General features: G+C 74.1%; 17 protein-coding genes. 2 read left to right on the plus strand and 15 right to left on the minus strand.

Annotated features, from left to right (window positions below):
* Positions 1 to 90 precede the first annotated feature (90 nt).
* From ACIPSC_RS17260 to ctaD, 3 genes are all read right to left on the minus strand, one after another.
* Positions 91 to 1,077, minus strand: a complete 987-nt coding sequence (locus tag ACIPSC_RS17260; RefSeq protein ID WP_400826518.1) for a M56 family metallopeptidase — start codon at positions 1,075 to 1,077, stop codon at positions 91 to 93.
* 3 nt (positions 1,078 to 1,080) lie between these two features.
* Positions 1,081 to 1,506, minus strand: coding sequence for a BlaI/MecI/CopY family transcriptional regulator (locus tag ACIPSC_RS17265; protein WP_400826519.1), 426 nt, complete (start codon positions 1,504 to 1,506; stop codon positions 1,081 to 1,083).
* A 132-nt stretch (positions 1,507 to 1,638) separates the two neighbouring features.
* Positions 1,639 to 3,297 (minus strand): cytochrome c oxidase subunit I, encoded by a 1,659-nt coding sequence (gene ctaD, locus ACIPSC_RS17270; protein ID WP_400826823.1) that lies wholly within the window; start codon positions 3,295 to 3,297, stop codon positions 1,639 to 1,641.
* Between the two features lie 336 nt (positions 3,298 to 3,633).
* On the opposite strand from ctaD, the gene ACIPSC_RS17275 reads away from it, so the two are divergent.
* Positions 3,634 to 4,098, plus strand: coding sequence for a hypothetical protein (locus ACIPSC_RS17275; RefSeq protein ID WP_400826521.1), 465 nt, complete (start codon positions 3,634 to 3,636; stop codon positions 4,096 to 4,098).
* A gap of 85 nt (positions 4,099 to 4,183) precedes the next feature.
* On the opposite strand, the gene ACIPSC_RS17280 is transcribed toward ACIPSC_RS17275, so the two are convergent.
* A complete protein-coding gene (locus ACIPSC_RS17280; RefSeq protein WP_400826825.1) occupies positions 4,184 to 5,203 on the minus strand; it encodes a DMT family transporter in 1,020 nt (339 codons plus the stop codon).
* On the opposite strand from ACIPSC_RS17280, the gene ACIPSC_RS17285 reads away from it, so the two are divergent.
* On the plus strand, positions 5,202 to 6,662 hold the full coding sequence (locus ACIPSC_RS17285; RefSeq protein ID WP_400826523.1) for a PLP-dependent aminotransferase family protein: 1,461 nt from the start codon (positions 5,202 to 5,204) through the stop codon (positions 6,660 to 6,662). The two genes, ACIPSC_RS17280 and ACIPSC_RS17285, sit on opposite strands and share 2 nt — an antisense overlap.
* A gap of 103 nt (positions 6,663 to 6,765) precedes the next feature.
* Here ACIPSC_RS17285 and htpX read toward each other — a convergent pair whose 3' ends face one another.
* The 11 genes from htpX to ACIPSC_RS17340 all read right to left on the minus strand — a co-directional run bounded on the left by htpX (position 6,766) and on the right by ACIPSC_RS17340 (position 18,052).
* Positions 6,766 to 7,629, minus strand: a complete 864-nt coding sequence (gene htpX / locus ACIPSC_RS17290; RefSeq protein ID WP_238863752.1) for a zinc metalloprotease HtpX — start codon at positions 7,627 to 7,629, stop codon at positions 6,766 to 6,768.
* 156 nt (positions 7,630 to 7,785) lie between these two features.
* Complete coding sequence (locus tag ACIPSC_RS17295; RefSeq protein WP_400826524.1) at positions 7,786 to 9,387, minus strand: NADH-quinone oxidoreductase subunit N; 1,602 nt, start codon at positions 9,385 to 9,387, stop codon at positions 7,786 to 7,788.
* 2 nt (positions 9,388 to 9,389) lie between these two features.
* On the minus strand, positions 9,390 to 10,970 hold the full coding sequence (locus ACIPSC_RS17300; protein ID WP_400826526.1) for a NuoM family protein: 1,581 nt from the start codon (positions 10,968 to 10,970) through the stop codon (positions 9,390 to 9,392).
* A 72-nt stretch (positions 10,971 to 11,042) separates the two neighbouring features.
* Entirely contained in the window at positions 11,043 to 13,088 is a 2,046-nt protein-coding gene (locus ACIPSC_RS17305) for an NADH-quinone oxidoreductase subunit L (protein WP_400826528.1), read from the minus strand.
* The gene (gene nuoK / locus ACIPSC_RS17310) at positions 13,085 to 13,453 is read right to left on the minus strand and encodes an NADH-quinone oxidoreductase subunit NuoK (RefSeq protein ID WP_395295723.1); all 369 of its coding nucleotides are present in this window, start codon (positions 13,451 to 13,453) and stop codon (positions 13,085 to 13,087) included. The genes ACIPSC_RS17305 and nuoK overlap by 4 nt, the downstream gene beginning before the upstream one ends.
* Entirely contained in the window at positions 13,453 to 14,247 is a 795-nt protein-coding gene (locus ACIPSC_RS17315) for an NADH-quinone oxidoreductase subunit J (protein ID WP_400826530.1), read from the minus strand. The genes nuoK and ACIPSC_RS17315 overlap by 1 nt, the downstream gene beginning before the upstream one ends.
* Positions 14,244 to 14,813: a NuoI/complex I 23 kDa subunit family protein gene (locus tag ACIPSC_RS17320; protein WP_400826531.1), complete on the minus strand. Its 570-nt coding sequence runs from the start codon at positions 14,811 to 14,813 to the stop codon at positions 14,244 to 14,246. Before ACIPSC_RS17320 ends, ACIPSC_RS17315 begins: the two co-directional genes overlap by 4 nt.
* On the minus strand, positions 14,810 to 15,763 hold the full coding sequence (gene nuoH / locus ACIPSC_RS17325) for an NADH-quinone oxidoreductase subunit NuoH (RefSeq protein ID WP_400826826.1): 954 nt from the start codon (positions 15,761 to 15,763) through the stop codon (positions 14,810 to 14,812). Before nuoH ends, ACIPSC_RS17320 begins: the two co-directional genes overlap by 4 nt.
* 2 nt (positions 15,764 to 15,765) lie before the next feature.
* Entirely contained in the window at positions 15,766 to 17,007 is a 1,242-nt protein-coding gene (locus ACIPSC_RS17330; protein ID WP_400826532.1) for an NADH-quinone oxidoreductase subunit C, read from the minus strand.
* Positions 17,004 to 17,645, minus strand: coding sequence for an NADH-quinone oxidoreductase subunit B (locus ACIPSC_RS17335; protein ID WP_238863743.1), 642 nt, complete (start codon positions 17,643 to 17,645; stop codon positions 17,004 to 17,006). The genes ACIPSC_RS17330 and ACIPSC_RS17335 overlap by 4 nt, the downstream gene beginning before the upstream one ends.
* Positions 17,636 to 18,052 (minus strand): NADH-quinone oxidoreductase subunit A, encoded by a 417-nt coding sequence (locus ACIPSC_RS17340; RefSeq protein WP_400826534.1) that lies wholly within the window; start codon positions 18,050 to 18,052, stop codon positions 17,636 to 17,638. The genes ACIPSC_RS17335 and ACIPSC_RS17340 overlap by 10 nt, the downstream gene beginning before the upstream one ends.
* Positions 18,053 to 18,353: the final 301 nt, after the last annotated feature.

Here is an 18,353-nt window from a genome sequence, read left to right on the forward strand (position 1 = left end):
CACCTCACACCGATCATCCCCGCCCGAGGGCGTGTCCACTCGGCGGACGACCCGGTGTCGACCCGGCGGGGTGAACCGGGCCGGCACTCCCTACAGCGGGGTGACGGCTTTCAGGACCAGCAGCAGGGCCACCGCCGCGTTGACCGCGCAGAGCGCCGAGGCCGCCGTCCCGATCGCCGCCACCATCGCGGCGACGCCCGCCCGGGTGTGGGCCGGGGGCCAGTTCCGCGCGGCCGGCACCGGGCCGAGCAGCGCGGCCACCCGGCGCGGCACCGGCCCGGGGGCGGCGAAGGCGGCGAACCCGGGTACCGGCGCCCGGTGCGAGACCAGCGCGGCGCGGGCCACCGCCCGGGCCGTGACCCGCCGGTCGCCCACCGCCTGGGCCGACTCCTCGTCCGCCCAGCGCTCCGCGCTGTACGCGACCGCCTGCTGCAGCGGCCGCAGGAACGGGTTGACGCAGCCCGCGAGCTGCGTGGCCAGCAGGTAGCGGTGGTGCCGGTGCTCCAGGTGCGCCCGCTCGTGGGCGAGCAGCGCCTCCCGCTCGTCGGCGGCCAGGCCGGCCAGCATCCCGGTGGAGACCACCACCCAACCGGGTGTCCCGGGCAGCGCGTACGCGTACGGGCTGGCGTCCGGCAGCACGGCGACGTCGTCGGCGCCCGCCGCACCTGCGGCAGCGACCCCCGTGCCACCCACGCCGGCCAGGCCGCCCGCGGCCCGGCGGCCCAGCGCCCGGCGCGCCCGGGCCCGGACCCGCAGGTGCCGGACGACCGTCCGCAGACAGGCCGCGGCCACCGCGACCAGCAGGCAGATCGCCGCCGTCCCGACCGTCTCGTGGTACGGCAGCGCCGCCCGGACCTCCGGGTCGGACCAACTGTCCGGCAGCGGATTGCCCGGGATCTGGGCCGTGCCCACCACGCCGGTCAGCCCCAGGCAGACCGCGCTGCACAGCGCCATCACCGCGCCGATCGAGGTCAGCAGCCGGGCCGCGCCGCGCGGGTGCAGGTGCTGCTCGGCGAGGCGGGCGATCGGAACCGCCGTCAGCGGCAGGACGAGCGGGAGGAAGACGAAGACGCCCACGGCTCAGCTCTCACGGTCGGCCACTGCCGGATCGGCGGACGCGCTGTCCAGCAGGGCCCGCAGCAGCTCCTCGTCGTGCGGCAGCAGGGCGGTGACGAAGCTGGCCAGCACGGCGTCCCGGTCGGGCTCGCCGTCCAGGACGCGCCGCATCCGCAGCGCCGCGAGGCCGGCCGCGTCGGAGGCGGCCTGCCAGAGGTAGGAGCGGCCGGAACGCGTCCGGGAGACGGCGTTCTTGGCGTGCAGCCGGGAGAGGATGGTGATCACCGTGGTGTAGGCGAGGCCGCCGTCCAGGTGCTCCTGGACCCAGCCGGCCGTGGCCGGACCGGGCGCGCGCTGGAGCACCGCCAGTACCTGGGCCTCCAGTTCGCCCTGGCCGCGGCGCCGGCCCCGCGGGTCCCCGGCCGTCGGGGCGTTGGTCTCCTCTGCCATGGCGGCCATCCTAACGAGCGCCCCGAGACCGCCCGGGAACCGCCCCGAGACCGCCCGGGAAGCGCCTGCGGACCGCCCGGCGCCGCCGGACCACCGCCGCTCCGACGCCGGACCACCGCCGGAGCGCCCCGCTCAGACCAGCGGTTCGCGGGCGTTCTGCCGCCGGTCCAGCTCGGCGATCTCGGGGTGGTGCAGGTCGAACGCAGGCGACTCCGAACGGACCCTCGGCAGGGTGGTGAAGTTGTGCCGCGGCGGCGGGCAGGAGGTGGCCCACTCCAGCGAACGCCCGTACCCCCACGGGTCGTCCACCGTCACCTTCTCGCCGTACCGGGCGGTGTACCAGACGTTGTAGAGGAACGGCAGCGTGGAGAGTCCCAGCAGGAACGAGCCGATGCTGGAGACGGTGTTGAGCGTGGTGAAGCCGTCCGAGGCCAGGTAGTCGGCGTACCGGCGCGGCATGCCCTCGGCGCCCAGCCAGTGCTGCACCAGGAAGGTCGCGTGGAAGCCGACGAACAGCGTCCAGAAGTGCATCCGGCCGAGCCGCTCGTCCAGCATCCGCCCCGTCATCTTCGGCCACCAGAAGTGGAACCCGGCGAACATCGCGAAGACGACCGTCCCGAACACCACGTAGTGGAAGTGCGCCACCACGAAGTACGAGTCCGAGACGTGGAAGTCGATCGGCGGCGCGGCCAGCAGCACGCCCGTCAGACCGCCGAACAGGAAGGTGACCAGGAAGCCCACCGTCCAGAGCATCGGGGTCTCGAAGCTCAGCGAACCGCGCCACATGGTGCCGATCCAGTTGAAGAACTTCACCCCGGTCGGCACCGCGATCAGCATCGTCATGATCGAGAAGAACGGCAGCAGCACCTGCCCGGTGACGAACATGTGGTGCGCCCAGACCGTGATCGACAGGCCGGTGATGGCGACGGTCGCCGCGATCAGGCCGGAGTAGCCGAAGACCGGCTTGCGGCTGAAGACCGGGATCACCTCGGTGACGATGCCGAAGAACGGCAGCGCGATGATGTACACCTCCGGGTGCCCGAAGAACCAGAACAGGTGCTGCCAGAGCATCGCGCCCCCGTTGGCGGCGTCGAAGACGTGCGAGCCGAACCGGCGGTCCGACTCCAGGCAGAGCAGCGCGGCCGCGAGCACCGGGAAGGCGAACAGCACCAGCACGGCGGTGAGCAGGACGTTCCAGACGAAGATCGGCATCCGGAACAGGGTCATCCCGGGGGCGCGGAAGCAGACGATCGTGGTGATGAAGTTGACCGAGCCCAGGATGGTGCCGAAGCCGGAGAAGGCCAGGCCCATGATCCAGAGGTCGGCGCCGAGGCCGGGGCTGTACTCGGCGCTGTTCAGCGGCGCATAGGCGAACCAGCCGAAGTCGGCCGCCCCGCCGGGGGTGAGGAAGCCGTAGACCGCGATCAGCGAGCCGAACAGGTAGAGCCAGTAGGCGAGCGCGTTCAGCCGGGGGAAGGCCACGTCCGGCGCGCCGACCTGCAGCGGCATGATCCAGTTGGCGAAGCCGGCGAACAGCGGCGTCGCGAACATCAGCAGCATGATCGTGCCGTGCATGGTGAAGAGCTGGTTGTACTGCGCGTTGTCGAGCAGCTGCATCCCCGGGCGGGCCAGTTCGATCCGGATCAGCATCGCCATCAGGCCGCCGACCAGGAAGAACAGGAACGAGGTGGTGATGTAGAGGGTGCCGATCCGCTTGTGGTCGGTGGTGGTCAGCCAGCCCACCAGGGCCCGGCCGCGGCGGCGGCGCGCGGCTGCCAGGAAGCGGGCCAGCCGGGGGGTGCGCGGCGGGCGCGCGGTCTCCTCCACGACGTCCTTCGGCAGAAGAGTCACGCGGCGCGCCTCCCGTGCTCGGGCCGGGCGGCGGCCCCGCCGAGGCGGGCGGACCGGGCCCGGACAGTGGTCGCACAACCACTACCAGCCCCCGTTCGCGTGCACCGGCGGCGCGCGGAGGCCGTCACCCGAACAGATGCGCCCGATTGCCCGCCGCCCGGGTTCGGCGGACGGTCGAAGTCCGAACGCCTTTTCCGTACGCCCGTTCCGGGCCTTCGGCGCGTCGCCTCCGTGCGCCGCACCGCCGGCCCCGGCGCACGGCCCAGGAGGAGCCCCATGAGCAGCGCGTCGCCCACCCCCGACCAGCCCCCGCCCTGGCGCTCCGGCACCGGGCAGCCACCGCCGCCGACCTCGGTCAACCGGTTCGGCGAGTGGGCCCCCGGGCTGGTCGTCTTCGCCGGTGTCCTGATGCTGATCAACGGCTTCTTCGAGGCCTTCCGCGGCATCATGGCGATCGCCGACGACGACGTCTTCCTCACCACCCCGCGCTACGTCTTCCGCTTCGACCTCACCGGGTGGGGCTGGGTCCACGTCATCACCGGCGCAGTGGTCGCACTGGTCGGTGGCTTCCTCCTCTCGGGCGCCCGCTGGGCCCGCTGGGCCGCCATCGTGGTCGTCTCGCTGAGCGCCCTGGAGAACTTCCTCGACCTCCCGTACTACCCGTTCTGGTCGATCATCGTGATCGCGGCGGACGTCTTCATCATCTGGGCGCTCTGCGTCTACCGCCCCGAGCAGACCTGACCGTCCGCCACCGCGCCGCGCCCGCGCCCGTACCCGCTGCCCGGGTGCGGGCGCGGGCGCGGCTTTCGTCCCGGCCGTCCCGGCCTCAGCTGCGGGCGCGCTGGGTGACCGCGATGCAGACCAGCACCACCACCGCCGTCACCGGCGCCGCCGCCGGCAGCTCCTCGCCCAGCAGGAGCACCGACCAGACCAGCGTCAGCAGCGGCTGCGCCAGCTGGAGCTGACTGGCCTTCGGCACCCCGATCGCCGCCATCCCCCGGTACCAGACCACGAACCCGCCGAACTGCGAGACCACTGCCGTGTACGCCAGCCCGACCAGCGCCTTCGCGCCCGGGTGGGACGGCTCCGCGGGCAGCGCCAGCGCAGTGGTCAGCACCGTGACCGGCAGCGCCGCGACCACCGCCCAGGCGATCACCTGCCACCCCGGCAGCTCCCGCGAGATCCGCCCGCCCTCCGCGTACCCGGCCGCGCAGACCAGCAGCGCGGCGAACAGGTAGAGGTCCGCGCCGGTCGGCCGGCCGTGGCTCTGCATCAGGGTGAACGCCAGAACCGCCGCGGCTCCCGCGAGCGCCGCGCCCCAGAACGCCCGGGACGGGCGCCGGCCGGTCCGCAGCGCCGCGACCGAGGCGGTGGCGACCGGCAGCACCCCGATGACGACGGCCGAGTGCGCGGTCGAGGAGGTCCGCAGGGCCAGGGTGGTGAGCAGCGGGAAGCCCAGCACGCAGCCGGCCGAGACCACCAGCAGCCCGGGCCAGTGGCGACGTTCGGGGATCGGGACGCGGGCGGCCGCCAGGCAGAGCGCGGCGAGCAGCCCGGCCAGGACGCCGCGCAGCCCGGTCGCCGTCCACGGACCGAAGCCCGTCAGGGCCCAGGCGGTGGCCGGGAAGCTGAACGAGAAGGAGAGCACCCCGAGCCCCGCCAGCACCGTGCCGGAGCTTCCGAAGGAGCGGGTGCCGCCGGAGGAGCGGGTGCCGCGGGAGGAACCGGCGCGGCCCGAGGAGCCGGTGCGGCCCGAGGTGTCGTCGGCGGCGCGGGCACCGGGGGCGGGCGTCGGCCGCTCGGGTGCTATCGCCAGGGACTGAGTAGCGCTATCTTGTGCCGTCATGAACGAGCGTAGCAGCGTCACCGAACTCGCCGATATCCTCCGACGGGAAGTGGAGCGCTATCCAGAGGGACGAAAGCTGCCGTCCAGCCGGGCGCTGGTCGAACGCCACCAGGTCAGCCCGGTGACGGTCTCCCGTGCGATCGCCGTGCTGGCCGCCGAGGGCCTGGTGGTCTCCCGGCCGGGCGCCGGGGTCTTCCGCGCCGCGGCCTTCGCCCCGCCCGTCGCGCCGGCCGCCGCCCCACCGCCGGGGCGTTCCGGCGACCTCTCCTGGCAGGAGGTGGCGCTGAGCGCCGACGCCGGCCCGCGCACCCCGGCGGCGGAGCCGCTGCTCGCCACCCTGAACGTCCCCTCGCCCGGGGTCATCGACCTCAACGGCGGCTACCCGCACGCCTCGCTGCTGCCGGAGCGCCTGCTGGCCGCCGCGCTGGCCCGGGCCGGACGGCGCCCCGGTGCCTGGGACCGCCCCCCGGTGGAGGGGCTGACCGAGCTGCGCGGCTGGTTCGCCCGGGACATCGGCGGCAGCGGCGGGCCGCTCGACGCCGGGGACGTGCTGATCACCGCCGGCGGGCAGAGCGCACTCACCATCGCCCTGCGCTCCCTGGTTGCCCCGGGCGCCCCCGTCCTGGTCGAGTCCCCGACCTACCCCGGCACCCTGGCCGCCGCCCGGGCCGCCGGGCTCCGGGTGGTGCCGGTCCCGGTCGACGCGGACGGCGTGCGCACCGACCTGCTGGCGGCGGCCTTCGACGCCACCCGGGCCAGGCTCTTCGTCTGCCAGCCGCTGTTCCAGAACCCGACCGGCGCGGTGCTCTCCGCCGAGCGGCGGGCGGAGGTGCTGCGGATCGTCAGGACCGCCGGCGCCTTCGTGATCGAGGACGACTTCGCCCGCCGCCTGGTGCACTCGGACTCCCCCGCGCTGCCCCGCCCGCTCGCCGCCGACGACCCGGACGGCGTGGTGGTCCACCTGCGCTCGCTCACCAAGGCGGCCTCGCCCAACCTCCGGGTCGGCGCGCTCACCGCCCGCGGCCCCGCCCGCCAGCGGCTGCGGGCCACCCAGGTGGTGGACAGCTTCTTCGTCTCCCGGCCGCTCCAGGAGGCCGCACTGGAGCTGGTCGCCGACCCCGGGTGGGCCCGCCACCTGCGCACCCTGGGCGCCGAGCTGCGCGACCGCCGCACCGCCACCGTCGCCGCGCTGCGCCGCGAGCTCCCCGGTCTGCTCGGCGCGTTCCGGCCGGGCGGCTACCATCTCTGGCTCCGGCTGCCCGACGGCACCGACGAGGCGGTGCTCACCGCCGCCGCGCTCCGGGCCGGCGTCCAGCTCACCCCCGGCCGCCCCTACTACGCGGCCGAGCCGCCGGCCCCGCACCTGCGCCTGAGCTACGCCGGGGTGGACAGCCCGGCGCACGCCGCCGAGGGCGTCCACCGGCTGCGCCGGGCCTACGAGGAGGTTGTCGCCGGCTGAGCCGGAACCGTACGCCCGAGCCCGCCCGAGCCGGCCGACCCGGCCGACCTGCCCGTGCCTGCCGCCCGACCACGCCGGGCGCCGGTTTGCGGGCGCCGGGCGCTCAGCGCCGGTAGCCCGCCATCTGCTCCAGCCGGGCGATCCGCTCCGCCATCGGCGGGTGCGTCGAGAACAGCCGGGCGCCGGCCTCGCCCGGCCGGAACGGGCTGGCGATCATCATGTGGCTGGCCGTCTGCAGCTGCGGCTCGGGCGGCAGCGGCAGCTGCCGGGTGCCGGCCTCCAGCTTCCGCAGCGCGCTCGCCAGGGCGAGCGGGTCCCCCGTGATCCGGGCGCCGTCGGCGTCGGCCTGGTACTCGCGCGAGCGGCTGACGGCCAGCTGGATCAGCGAGGCCGCCAGCGGTCCGAGGATCATGATCGCGAGCGTGCCGAACAGGCCGGGCCCGTCGTCGTCCTCGCTGCGCCCGAACGGGATCAGCCAGGCGAAGTTCACCAGGAACATCACCACCGAGGCGAGCGCCCCGGCGACCGAGGAGATCAGTATGTCCCGGTTGTAGACGTGGCTCAGCTCGTGCCCGATCACGCCCCGCAGCTCGCGCTCGTCCAGCAGCTGCAGGATGCCGTCGGTGCAGCAGACCGCCGCGTTGCGCGGGTTGCGGCCGGTGGCGAAGGCGTTCGGCGCCGGGGTGGGCGAGATGTAGAGCCGGGGCATCGGCTGCCGGGCCGAGGTGGAGAGCTCGCGGACGATCCGGTACAGCCGGGGCGCCTCGATCTCGCTCACCGGCCGGGCCCGCATCGCGCGCAGCGCGAGCTTGTCGCTGTTCCAGTACGCGTAGGCGTTGGTGCCGAGGGCCACCACCAGGGCGATCACGAAGCCGGTGCGGCCGAAGAGGCTGCCGATCAGCAGGATCAGTGCCGAGAGGCCGCCGAGCAGTGCGGCGGTCCTCAGTCCGTTGTGCCGGCGGTGCACGGCAGGCCCTCCAATGGTGCGGCGGGGAAGCCCTCTCTGCCTCGTCCCTCTGCCCGCTCAACGGGTGGGGCCGTGGGCCTTGTTCCCTTGTGACCTCCGCCTGTGACCACCACCGCACCCACCGGGGCCGGCCGGGACGGACCCGGCCGGCGGGGGTCAGAACAGGGTGCCGCCGACCACCTGGAGGACGAGCTCCGGGGCCACCGAGAGCACCACGGCGGCGGAGGCGGTGAGCCCCAGCGTGGCCGCCAGCGGGACCGGGAGCCGGCGCTCGGTGACAGCCTCGCCGACCGGCTCCCCGGCCGCCACCGGAGCGAACAGCCGCGCCGTCCAGAGCAGGTAGTAGTAGAGCGCCACGACCACGTTGACGGCCATCACCACGGCCAGCCAGCCCAGCCCGGCGTCGACCGCGGCGCGGAACACCACGACCTTGCCGAAGAGGCCGATCACACCCGGCGGCAGGCCGGCCAGGCAGAGCAGGAAGAAGGCGAGCGCCAGGGCGGTCCAGCGGCGCCGGGCGAACAGGCCGCGGAAGTCGTCGACGCTCGTCCCGGCCCGCCGGCCGACGGCGGCGACCACGCCGAAGGCACCCAGGTTCACCACGCCGTAGATCAGCGCGTACGCCGCGGTGGCGCCCAGCGGGTCGGTGCCGGTGGGCGCGTACCCGGCGGCGGCCAGCGGGACCAGCAGGTAGCCGGCCTGGCCGACCGAGGACCAGGCGAGCAGCCGGACGGCGCTGTACCGGGTGTCGAACCGCTGGCGCAGCGCGCCCACGTTGCCGACCGTCATGGTGGCGGCGGCCAGCACCGCGAGCACCAGGCCCCAGGTGTGCGCGTACGGCCGGAAGGCGATCACGGTGACCAGCGCCAGGCCGGAGAGGCCGGCCGCCTTGCCGACCACCGAGAGGTAGCCGGCCACCGGCAGCGGGGCGCCCGTGTAGGTGTCGGGCACCCAGAAGTGGAACGGGACGGCGGCGACCTTGAAGGCGAAGCCGGCCAGGGTGAGCACCGCGCCGACCTCGGCCAGCGGCTTCAGCTGGGCCGGCGCGTGCGCCAGGCCCTCGGCCACCGCGCCCAGGTGGAGGCTGCCGGAGGCGGCGTAGACGAACCCGACGCCGAGCAGCATCACGGCGGTCGCGGTGACGGAGGTGAGGAAGAACTTGAGCGCCGCCTCGGCGCCCCGGCCGTCCCGGCGCAGCGCGACCAGCGCGAAGGCCGGCAGCGAGGCCACCTCCAGGGCGATCACCAGGGTGGCGAGGTCGCGGGAGGCGGGCAGCAGGGCGGCGCCGGTGGCGCTGGAGAGCAGCAGGAACCAGTACTCGCCGCCGGGCAGCTTCTCGTCCTCGACGGTGTGCACCGAGAGCAGCGCGGCGATCAGCGCGCCGCCGAGCGCGAGCAGCTGGAAGACCAGGGCGAAGTGGTCGGCCACGTACGAGCAGCCGGCGTTGTCAGTGGCGCCTGTTACGTTCTGCGCACAGAACGTCGCCCGGGGTGACCCATCGATGAGCGGGAGGAGCGAGATGAGCGCGAGGGCGAGTCCGGCCGCGGTGAGCAGACCGAGGAGCTTCTTGTGGCGCTCGGGCAGGAAGAGGTCGGTGACCAGCACGGCGAGGGCGGCCACGGCGGCGATCAGCGGGGGCGCGATCGCGACCCAGTCCACGGACTGGATCAGGCTGCCCGGATTGGCTACGGCGAGGGAGGTCACAGTGTGCTGCCCCGTGGAGTGAGGTCCGAGTGCGGCGAGCTGGGGTCCGAGCATGCTCAGCCACCCCCGAGGAGGAGCTTGACGGCGGGTTCGGAGAGGCCCAGCAGGAGCGCGGGCCAGAGTCCGGCCAGCAGGGTGAGCGCGGCCAGCGGCGTCCAGCTGACCGCCTCGTACGGGCGCAGGTCGGCCAGCTCGGCCACCGGGGCGGGCTGCTTCGGGTCGCCCATGCAGACGCGCTTGACCACGACCAGCAGGTACGCGGCGGTGAGGAGGGTGCCGAGCCCGGCCAGGACCATGTAGGTGAGGAACGCGGAGCGCGAGAGGCCGGCGGCCGGGTCGAACGCGCCGAACATCGCGAGCAGCTCGCCCCAGAAGCCGGCCAGTCCGGGCAGGCCGAGGCTGGCGACGGCGGCGAAGGCGAGCAGGGCGCCGATCCGCGGGGCCCGCCCGTAGAGGGCGCCGCCGGTGGAGCCGGCCAGGGTGTCGAGGTCCGCCGTGCCGTAGCGGTCCTTGAGCGCGCCCACCACGAAGAAGAGCAGACCGGTGATCAGACCGTGGGCGATGTTGGCGAACAGCGCGCCGTTGACGCCCACCGCCGTGAGGGAGGCGATGCCCAGCAGGACGAAGCCCATGTGCCCGACGGAGGAGTACGCGATCAGGCGCTTGAGGTCGCCCTTTGAGCCCGGGCGGGAAAGCGCGAGGCAGGCCAGCGAGCCGTAGACGATGCCGACGGCGGCGAACGCACCCAGGTACGGGGCGAGCGTCGCGGTGCCGTCGGGCACGACCGGGAGGAGGACGCGGACCAGGCCGTACGTACCCATCTTCAGCAGCACGCCGGCGAGCAGCACGGAGCCGACGGTCGGGGCCGCCGTGTGCGCGTCCGGGAGCCAGCTGTGCAGCGGCCAGGCGGGGGCCTTGACCGCGAGGCCGACCATGATCGCCAACGCGGCGATCACCTGGGTGGTGTGGCTCAGGCCGTTGCCGTGCGCGGCGGCCAGGGCCTGCATGTCGAAGGTGCCCGCCTTGCTGCCGACCAGCAGGAAGCCGAGCAGCATCACGGCCGAGCCGAGCACCGTGTAGAGGATGAACCGGTTGGCGGCCGGCACCTTCGCCCCGCTCCCCCAGCGGGCGATCAGGAAGTACATCGGGATCAGCACGATCTCGAAGGCCAGGAAGAAGAGCAGGAGGTCCAGCACCGCGAAGGTGGCGAGCATGCCCACTTCGAGGAGGAGGAACAGCCCGACGAAGGACTGCGCCGACGGACGGCCCGCGCCGGGGGCTGCGCCCGCGGCGTCGCCCGAGGGCAGCCGCTTCTCCGAGTACAGCGCGCAGAGGAAGGTGAGCAGCGAGGTCAGCACGATCAGCGGCAGCGAGACGCCGTCCACACCGAGGTGGAACCGGACGCCGATGGCCGGGATCCAGGACACGTCCGTGGTGGCCTGCATCCGGGCGGGCTCGTCGTGGTCGAAGCCGGCCGCCAGCACGACGGTCAGCACGAGCACGGCACCGGTGACGACGCTGTTCAGCCGGAGCGCGCGCCGGTCGGCGGCGGCCGCGTCGGCGCCGAACACCGGCGCCAGGGTCAGCGCGGCGCCGGCCAGCGGCAGCAGCAGGAGGGCGATGAGGACTGCGTTCATCGGGGGCTCCTACGGGCGGTGCGGACGGCGGTGGACATCGGGGGGACCGGCGGGGCGGGGTAGGGCATCCGGCTACACCGCCACCAGGACGGCCAGCAGGACGACGCCGGCGAGCAGCGCGCTGAGGTAGGTCTGCGCGTTGCCGGTCTGCGCGAGCCGGACGGCCCGGCCGAGCAGGTTGGCGCCGAGCCCGCTGCCGCGCACGTACGTCTCGACGACCTCGCGGTCGAGGAAGCGGACCAGCTGCGCGGCGGCGGCCACCGGGCGGACGAACAGCGCGCTGTAGAGCCGGTCGACGCCGAAACCGTGCCGGGCCGGGCCGAACAGCGGGCCGAGCAGGGCGCGCCCGGGGTCGCCGATGATCATCTCGGCGGCCGGGGCTCCGGCCTGCTCGGGCACCCGGCCCGCGTCGGCCGGCTCGGGGCGGCCGGCCGCGACCCGAGCGGTGGCGGCGCGCCAGGCCCCGTACGCCAGCAGCGCGCCGATCACGGCGAGGCCGGTGCCGATCACGGCGGTGACGGGCGACGGGCGCAGCGAACCGCCGTCCAGCAGTGCGGGCAGCCACTCGGAGCGCAGGCCGAGCACCCCGAGGCCCATGGTGGGGAGGGCCAGCACCCAGAGCGGCCAGCGCATCGCGGGCGGCTCCGCGGTGGCCGGGTCGGCCTCGTCCACCTCGGGCGAGTACGGCGCGTCGGCCTCGTGGTCCGGCCGTCCCGCCGCAGGGGCGGCCGCGACGGCGGCGACGGCCGCCGCCGGGGTGTGGAAGGTGACCAGGAACATCCGGGCCGCGTAGGCCGCGGTGAGCAGCGCGGTGAGCGCGGCCGAGACCAGCACGATCCAGCCGGCCGCCTCGGGGACGGCCGAGGCCGGGCCGAGCCCGTTGGTCAGCGCGTCGCCGTCGGCGGCGTGCTCGGCGGCGGTCAGCACCGCCTCCTTGCTGAAGAAGCCGGAGAACGGCGGGAGCCCGATCAGGGCGGCCAGCGCGATGCCCATCGTCCAGTAGGCGTCCGGGACGCGCTTGCGCAGCCCCGGCACCCGGGACATCGCGGAGATCGAGTTGGTGTGCGCGGCGTGGATCACCACACCGGCGGCGAGGAACAGCAGCGCCTTGAAGACGCCGTGGGTGACCAGGTGGAAGACGGATGCCTCGCGGTCACCGCTGGCCAGCGCGCCGGCCATGTAGCCGAGCTGGCCGACGGTCGAGTAGGCGAGCACCCGCTTCAGGTCGTCCTGGGCGAGTGCGCAGAGCGCCGAGCCGATCATCGTCACGGCGGCCATGACCGCCAGCACGACCAGCGCCGCCCCGGAGAGCAGGAAGACCGGCAGCAGCCGGGCCACCAGGTAGATGCCGGCCGCGACCATGGTGGCGGCGTGGATCAGCGCGGAGACCGGCGTCGGACCGGCCATCGCGTCCGGGAGCCAGGTGTGCAGCGGGAACTGCGCGCTCTTGCCGGCGACCCCGGCGAGCAGCAGCAGCGCGGTCAGCGTCGGGTGGCCGAGCCGGCCGTCGGTGGCGGCGGCCAGCACGTCCGGGATCCGGAAGCTGCCGGCGTCGGCGCCGAGCAGGAAGATGCCGAACAGGAACGGCACGTCGCCGAGCTTGGTGACCAGGAAGGCCTTCAGCGAGGCCGAGCGGGCGTCGGCGGTCTCCCAGTGGTGGCCGATCAGGAAGTACGAGCAGATGCCCATGACCTCCCAGCCGACCAGCAGCACGATCAGGTCGCCCGAGTAGACGACCAGGAACATCGCCGCGGTGAAGAGCGAGACCAGCGCCGCGTACGAGGGGTAGCGCGGGTCGCCCTTGAGGTAGGCGGTCGAGTAGACCTGCACGCAGGTGGCGACCAGGCCGACCAGGACGGAGATCAGCGAGCTGTAGCCGTCCAGGTAGAAGCCCAGCGAGATCTCGGGGCCGCCGGTCGGGGTGAGCCGGGTGGCGGCGTCCAGGACCTGGCCGGTGCCGAGCTGGAGCGCGACCACCAGGGCGAGCACGGCCGAGGCGGCGACCGGGACGATCGCCAGCGGCTTGGCCAGCCCGGGCACCTTCTTGCCGGTGGCCAGGGTGGCGGCGGCACCGAGCGCGGGCAGCGCGGGGACGAGGGCGGGCAGGGCGAGGTTCATGCGGCGGCCTGGCCCTTCAGCGCCTCGGCTCCGGTCGGCGCCTCCTCGGCGGTCTCGGCCGGGTCGCCGAGCTCGGTGGCCCGGTCGACGTCCGCGGTGCCCCGGGCCCGGAACAGCAGCAGGACGATGGCGAGCCCGAGACCGATCTCGGCGGCGGCGATGGTGATGGTGAACAGGGTGAGCGCCTGGCCGGCGTGCAGGGAGTCCCGCAGCCAGACGTCGAAGGCGACGAGGTTCAGGTTGACGGCGTTGAGCATCAGCTCGACGGACATCAGCACCAGGATGACGTTCCGCCGGGCGAGCACGCCGTAGACGCCGACGCTGAACAGCAGCACGGCGAGCACGGCGGGGTAGGCGAGGTGCATCAGCTCTCCTCCGCCGGGGTGGTCCCGGACGCGGCGGCAGCGGCGGTCGGCTCGGCGGCAGCGGCGGTCGGCTCGGCGGCGGCGCCGGTCGGCTCGGCGGCGGCGCCGGTCGGCTCGGCGGCGGCGCCGGTCGGGGGCTCCGCAGCGGCCCGCGGCGCGGTGGCGGCGACCGTGCCGTTGCCGCCCACCGGCCGGCCGGCCCTGATCCGGCCCGCCCGGGGCGGCGGCACCCGCCGCTTGGCCCCGCGCGACAGCACGATCGCGCCGATCAGCGCCGCCAGCAGCAGCACCGAGAGCGCCTCGAACGGCAGCACCCAGGTCCGGAACAGGCTGGCCCCGGTCACCGCGGCCGAGCCGCCGCCGGCGCCGAGGTCGATCCAGGACTTCCGGAAGGCGTCCACGACCAGGGTCACCAGCGTGCCGGCCGAGGCCAGCGCGACCACCAGGGCGACCCAGCGGTTCTTCGAGTCGGCGTCCGGCGAGCGCCCGATCGGTGCCTTGGTCAGCATCAGCCCGAACAGCACCAGCACGACCACCGAGCCGAGGTAGATCAGCACCTGCACCCAGGCGATGAATTCGGCGGTGAGCAGCAGGAACTCCACCGCCAGCCCGCCGAGCGCGGCGACCAGCCAGAGCGCGGCGTGCACCAGCTGCTTGGTGGTGACGGCGACCACGGCCGAGCCGAGCACCGCGATGCCGACCAGCAGGAAGACGATCTCGACCCCGGTCGGGGAGAGGAACGAACGGGCGGCCGGGTCCAGCGACCCGGTCGCAGCGATCAGGGCGGCACTCACTCGGCGTCCTCCTTCCCGTCCGGCTCCTCCGACGCGGCGGCAGCGGCGGCCGCCGCCAGCTTGTCCGCCGCCTTGCGCGCGATGGCGATCTCCTTGGGCTCCTCGGCCCCCGGGTCCAGCGCCGGCGGCGCCGGCACCGTCCACATCCACTCGCGGAGCTTCTCCCGCTCGTGGGTCAGCTCCAGGATGTCCGTCTCGGCGTACTCGAACTCCGGCGACCAGAACAGCGCGTCGAACGGGCACACCTCGATGCAGATCCCGCAGTACATGCAGAGCGAGAAGTCGATGGCGAACCGGTCCAGCACGTTGCGGGTGCGGGCGCGGGCGTTCGGGTCGGCGGCCGGCAGCGTCTCCTTGTGGGAGTCGATGTAGATGCACCAGTCCGGGCACTCACGGGCGCAGAGCATGCAGACCGTGCAGTTCTCCTCCAGCAGCGCGATGACGCCGCGCGAGCGCGGCGGCAGCACCGGCTGCACGTCGGGGTACTGCGCGGTGACGCTCTTCTTCGTCATCGTCCGCAGGGTGACGGCCAGGCCCTTGGCCAGGCCGGAGCCGGGGAAGGTCATGAGATCGCCACCTTGATGACGCCGGTGAGGGCGAGCTGGACGAGGGCGAGCGGGATCAGCACGGTCCAGGCGAACTTCATCAGCTGGTCCTCGCGAAGACGCGGATAGGTGACCCGCAGCCAGATGACGACGAAGGCCAGCGCGAAGGTCTTCAGGATGGTCCAGAGCCAGCCGAGCTGGTCCGGCAGCGGGCCGTGCCAGCCGCCCAGGAACAGCACCGCGGTCAGCCCGGACACCACCAGGATGCCCACGTACTCGGAGAGCAGGAAGAACGCGAAGCGCAGGCCGGTGTACTCGGTGTACGCGCCGAAGATGATCTCGGAGTCGGCCACCGGCATGTCGAACGGCGGGCGCTGCAGCTCGGCCAGGCCGGCGGTGAAGAAGACGAACGCGCCGATGAGCTGCCACGGGAGCCAGTACCACTCCCAGGCGTCCATGATCCCGGGCAGCGAGAGAGTGCCCGCGGCCATCGCCACGGAGGCGGCGGCGAGCACCATCGGCAGCTCGTAGGACATCAGCTGCGCGGCCGTGCGCAGACCGCCGAGCAGCGAGAACTTGTTCGCCGAGGCCCAGCCGGCCATCAGCTTGCCGATCACGCCGATGCCCATCACGGCCAGCACGAAGAACAGGCCGGCGTCGACCGCCTGGCCGACGAAGCCGTCCGGGCCGACCGGGATCGCCAGCAGGACGAACAGGTACGGCAGCAGCGAGACGGCCGGGGCGACCTGGAAGATCCGGCGGTCCGCGCCGTCCGGGACGATGTCCTCCTTCTGCGCGAACTTCACCCCGTCCGCGACCAGCTGGGCCCAGCCGTGGAAGCCGCCGGCGTACATCGGGCCGAGCCGGCCCTGCATGTGCGCCATCACCTTGTGCTCGGTCTGGCCGATGATCAGGGGGAAGGTGAGGAAGACGACGAGCGTGGCGGCGCAGCGCAGCAACGTGTCGAGCAGGTTCACGTGCTGTCTCCGTCCTGGCCGGCCTGATCGGCCGGCGTCTCGTCGGTCGTCCCGTCGGTCGTCCCGTCCGCCGTGGGCTCCGCCTTGGGCGCGGGCTTCGGCCCGGGCGCCCCTTCGGGCTCCGCTCCGGTCGCCGCCCCGGGTTCCGCCCCGGCCGCCGCTTCCGGCTTCGCCCCGGTCGCCGCCCCGGGCTCGTCGTGCGCGGGCACGGGGTTGTGCCACGGCGCGTCCGCGGACTGCGGCCGGGCCGGCGCCGGGCGCTCGGGCTTCGCCCCGGCGGCGCCGGAGTCGGCCTCGGCACCCGCCGTCCGGCTCGCCGAGCCGTCCGAGGCCGTCCTGGTCCGGCGGGGCCGGTCGGCCCGCACCGGCGGTGCGGCGGTCTCCGCCGCACCCACGCCCGGCGTGCCCTCGACGGCTGTCGCCTCGACGGCCACGCCCTCGGCAGCGCCCTCGGTGGCCGTGCCCCCGACCGCCTCGGCGGCCTGGCTCGCGGAGCCCTCGGAGACCGACCTGGTCCGCCGCGGCCGGTCCACCCGCACCGCGGCAGCACCCTCGGCCGCCCCGGCACCGGCAGCGGCACCCGCAGCAGCACCGGCAGCACCGGCGCCGGCCCGCGGCACCCGGGCCGCGCCCGCCGCCCGCGCACCGCGCGCGGGCCGCTCGGCGACCGGAGGCAGGGTGCCCTTGAGCGGCCCCCACTCGTTCGGGTCCGGCACGCCGGCCGGCTGCATCTTGCGCCGCGCCGGCCCGTCGCCGTCGGACTCGCCCGGCTCCTTGGCGCCCGGCCAGGCCTTGGCGACCCGGGCCGCGAGCACGAACTCCTTGCGCAGCGGGTACCCCTCGAAGCCGTCCGGCAGTAGCAGGGTGGCCAGGTAGGGGTGCCCGGGGAAGTCGATGCCGAACATCTCGTGCGTCTCGCGCTCGTGCCAGCCGGCCCCCGCGTACACCGGGACGGCCGTCGGCAGCGCGGCCCTGTCGCGCGGCACGCGGGTGCGCACCGCGAGGTGGCGCACGCCCGGCGCGTCGGCGGAGGCGAGGTGGGCGACCACCGAGAAGCCCTCGGCGAGCTCGTCCACGGCGCTCAGCCAGTCGAAGAAGGAGAGCCCGAGGACGTCGCGGGCCGCGGTGAGGGCCTCGATCCAGTGCTCGGCGGGCACGTCGACGGTGATCAGCCCGTACGCCTCGGCGCCGGTGGCCCACTCGCCGACCGACGCCGCGTACTCCTCTGCGGTGCTCATGCGCCTCCTCCTTCCGAAGCGGTGTCCGGCCCGGCCACCAGCGGACGGCGCAGTGCGGCGGCGGGCGCGGTGTACCGGCCCGGCAGGGACTCGGCGGCGATCTTCTCCTGGAGCTTGAGGATGCCCTGGAGCAGCGCCTCCGGCCGCGGCGGGCAGCCCGGCACGTAGACGTCGACCGGGATGATCTGGTCCACGCCCTTGGTGACCGAGTAGGAGTCCCAGTACGGGCCTCCGGAGTTGGAGCAGGCGCCGAAGGAGATGACGTACTTCGGCTCGGGCATCTGCTCGTACAGGCGCTTCACGGCCGGGGCCATCTTGTCGGTGACGGTCCCCGAGACGATCATCAGATCGGCCTGGCGGGGGCCGGGCGCGAACGGGATGACACCCATCCGGATGAAGTCGTGCTTGGCCATGGACGCGGCGATGAACTCGATCGCGCAGCAGGCCAGGCCGAAGTTGAAGCACCAGAGGCTGTAGCGGCGCCCCCAGTTGAGGACGACCTTGACCGGGTCCGGCGCGAGCCGGGCCAGCGGGCCGATGCCGCGGCGCTCGACGGCCGCGCCGGGGCGGGACGGGTCGGGCAGGCCGAGCGGGACGGGGCCTGCGGCGCCGTGCGAGTGGTTGTGGGTCACGTCCATTCCAGAACGCCCTTCTTCCAGGCGTAGAGCAGCCCGACCGCGAGGAAGCCGATGAAGACGAACATCTCGACCAGCGTCCCGGCGCCGTACCCGGGGGCGGCGAAGACGGTCGCCCACGGGAACAGGTAGATCGCGTCGACTGCGAAGATCACGTACAGGAAGGCGTAGACGTAGTACCGGATCTGGGTGTGCGCCCAGTCCCCCCCGACCGGGTCCACGCCGCACTCGTAGGCGAGGAGCTTCTCCGGCGAGTACACCACCGGCCTCAGCAGCCGGTTCGCGGTGAACGCCACGGCGACGAACAGCACGCCGACCACCGCGAGCAGACCCATCGCGGCGTACGCGTCGAAGTAGCCGCTGCCGACCGCCGGGTCGGCAGCGACGGCAGCCGCCTGCTGCCCCTCCATGCCACTCGCCTCCACATCGGCCGTGGAAACCGCCCCTCGGGGCAGTTCTACGACATTTCTTTACACGGTCATAACCATCGCCAATGCGTGAGTCTAAGTGCACGGCCGTGGACCACCGCACCCTGCCCGATCCGCAAGACAACCCGTGGACAGCCGGAGGACGCCCGGCCGACGAGGAGCGGGCACCGGGACGGATGCGGGGTGGGCACCGGGACGGACGCGGGGGTGGGGATAACCCCCGCCCGGGAAGACGGAGCACCCCCATGGCCCCCACCGCCGCCGACCCGGGAAGCTTGGATCA

The sequence above is a fragment of the Kitasatospora sp. NPDC090091 genome, assembly GCF_044747365.1.
Lineage (GTDB): Bacteria > Actinomycetota > Actinomycetes > Streptomycetales > Streptomycetaceae > Kitasatospora.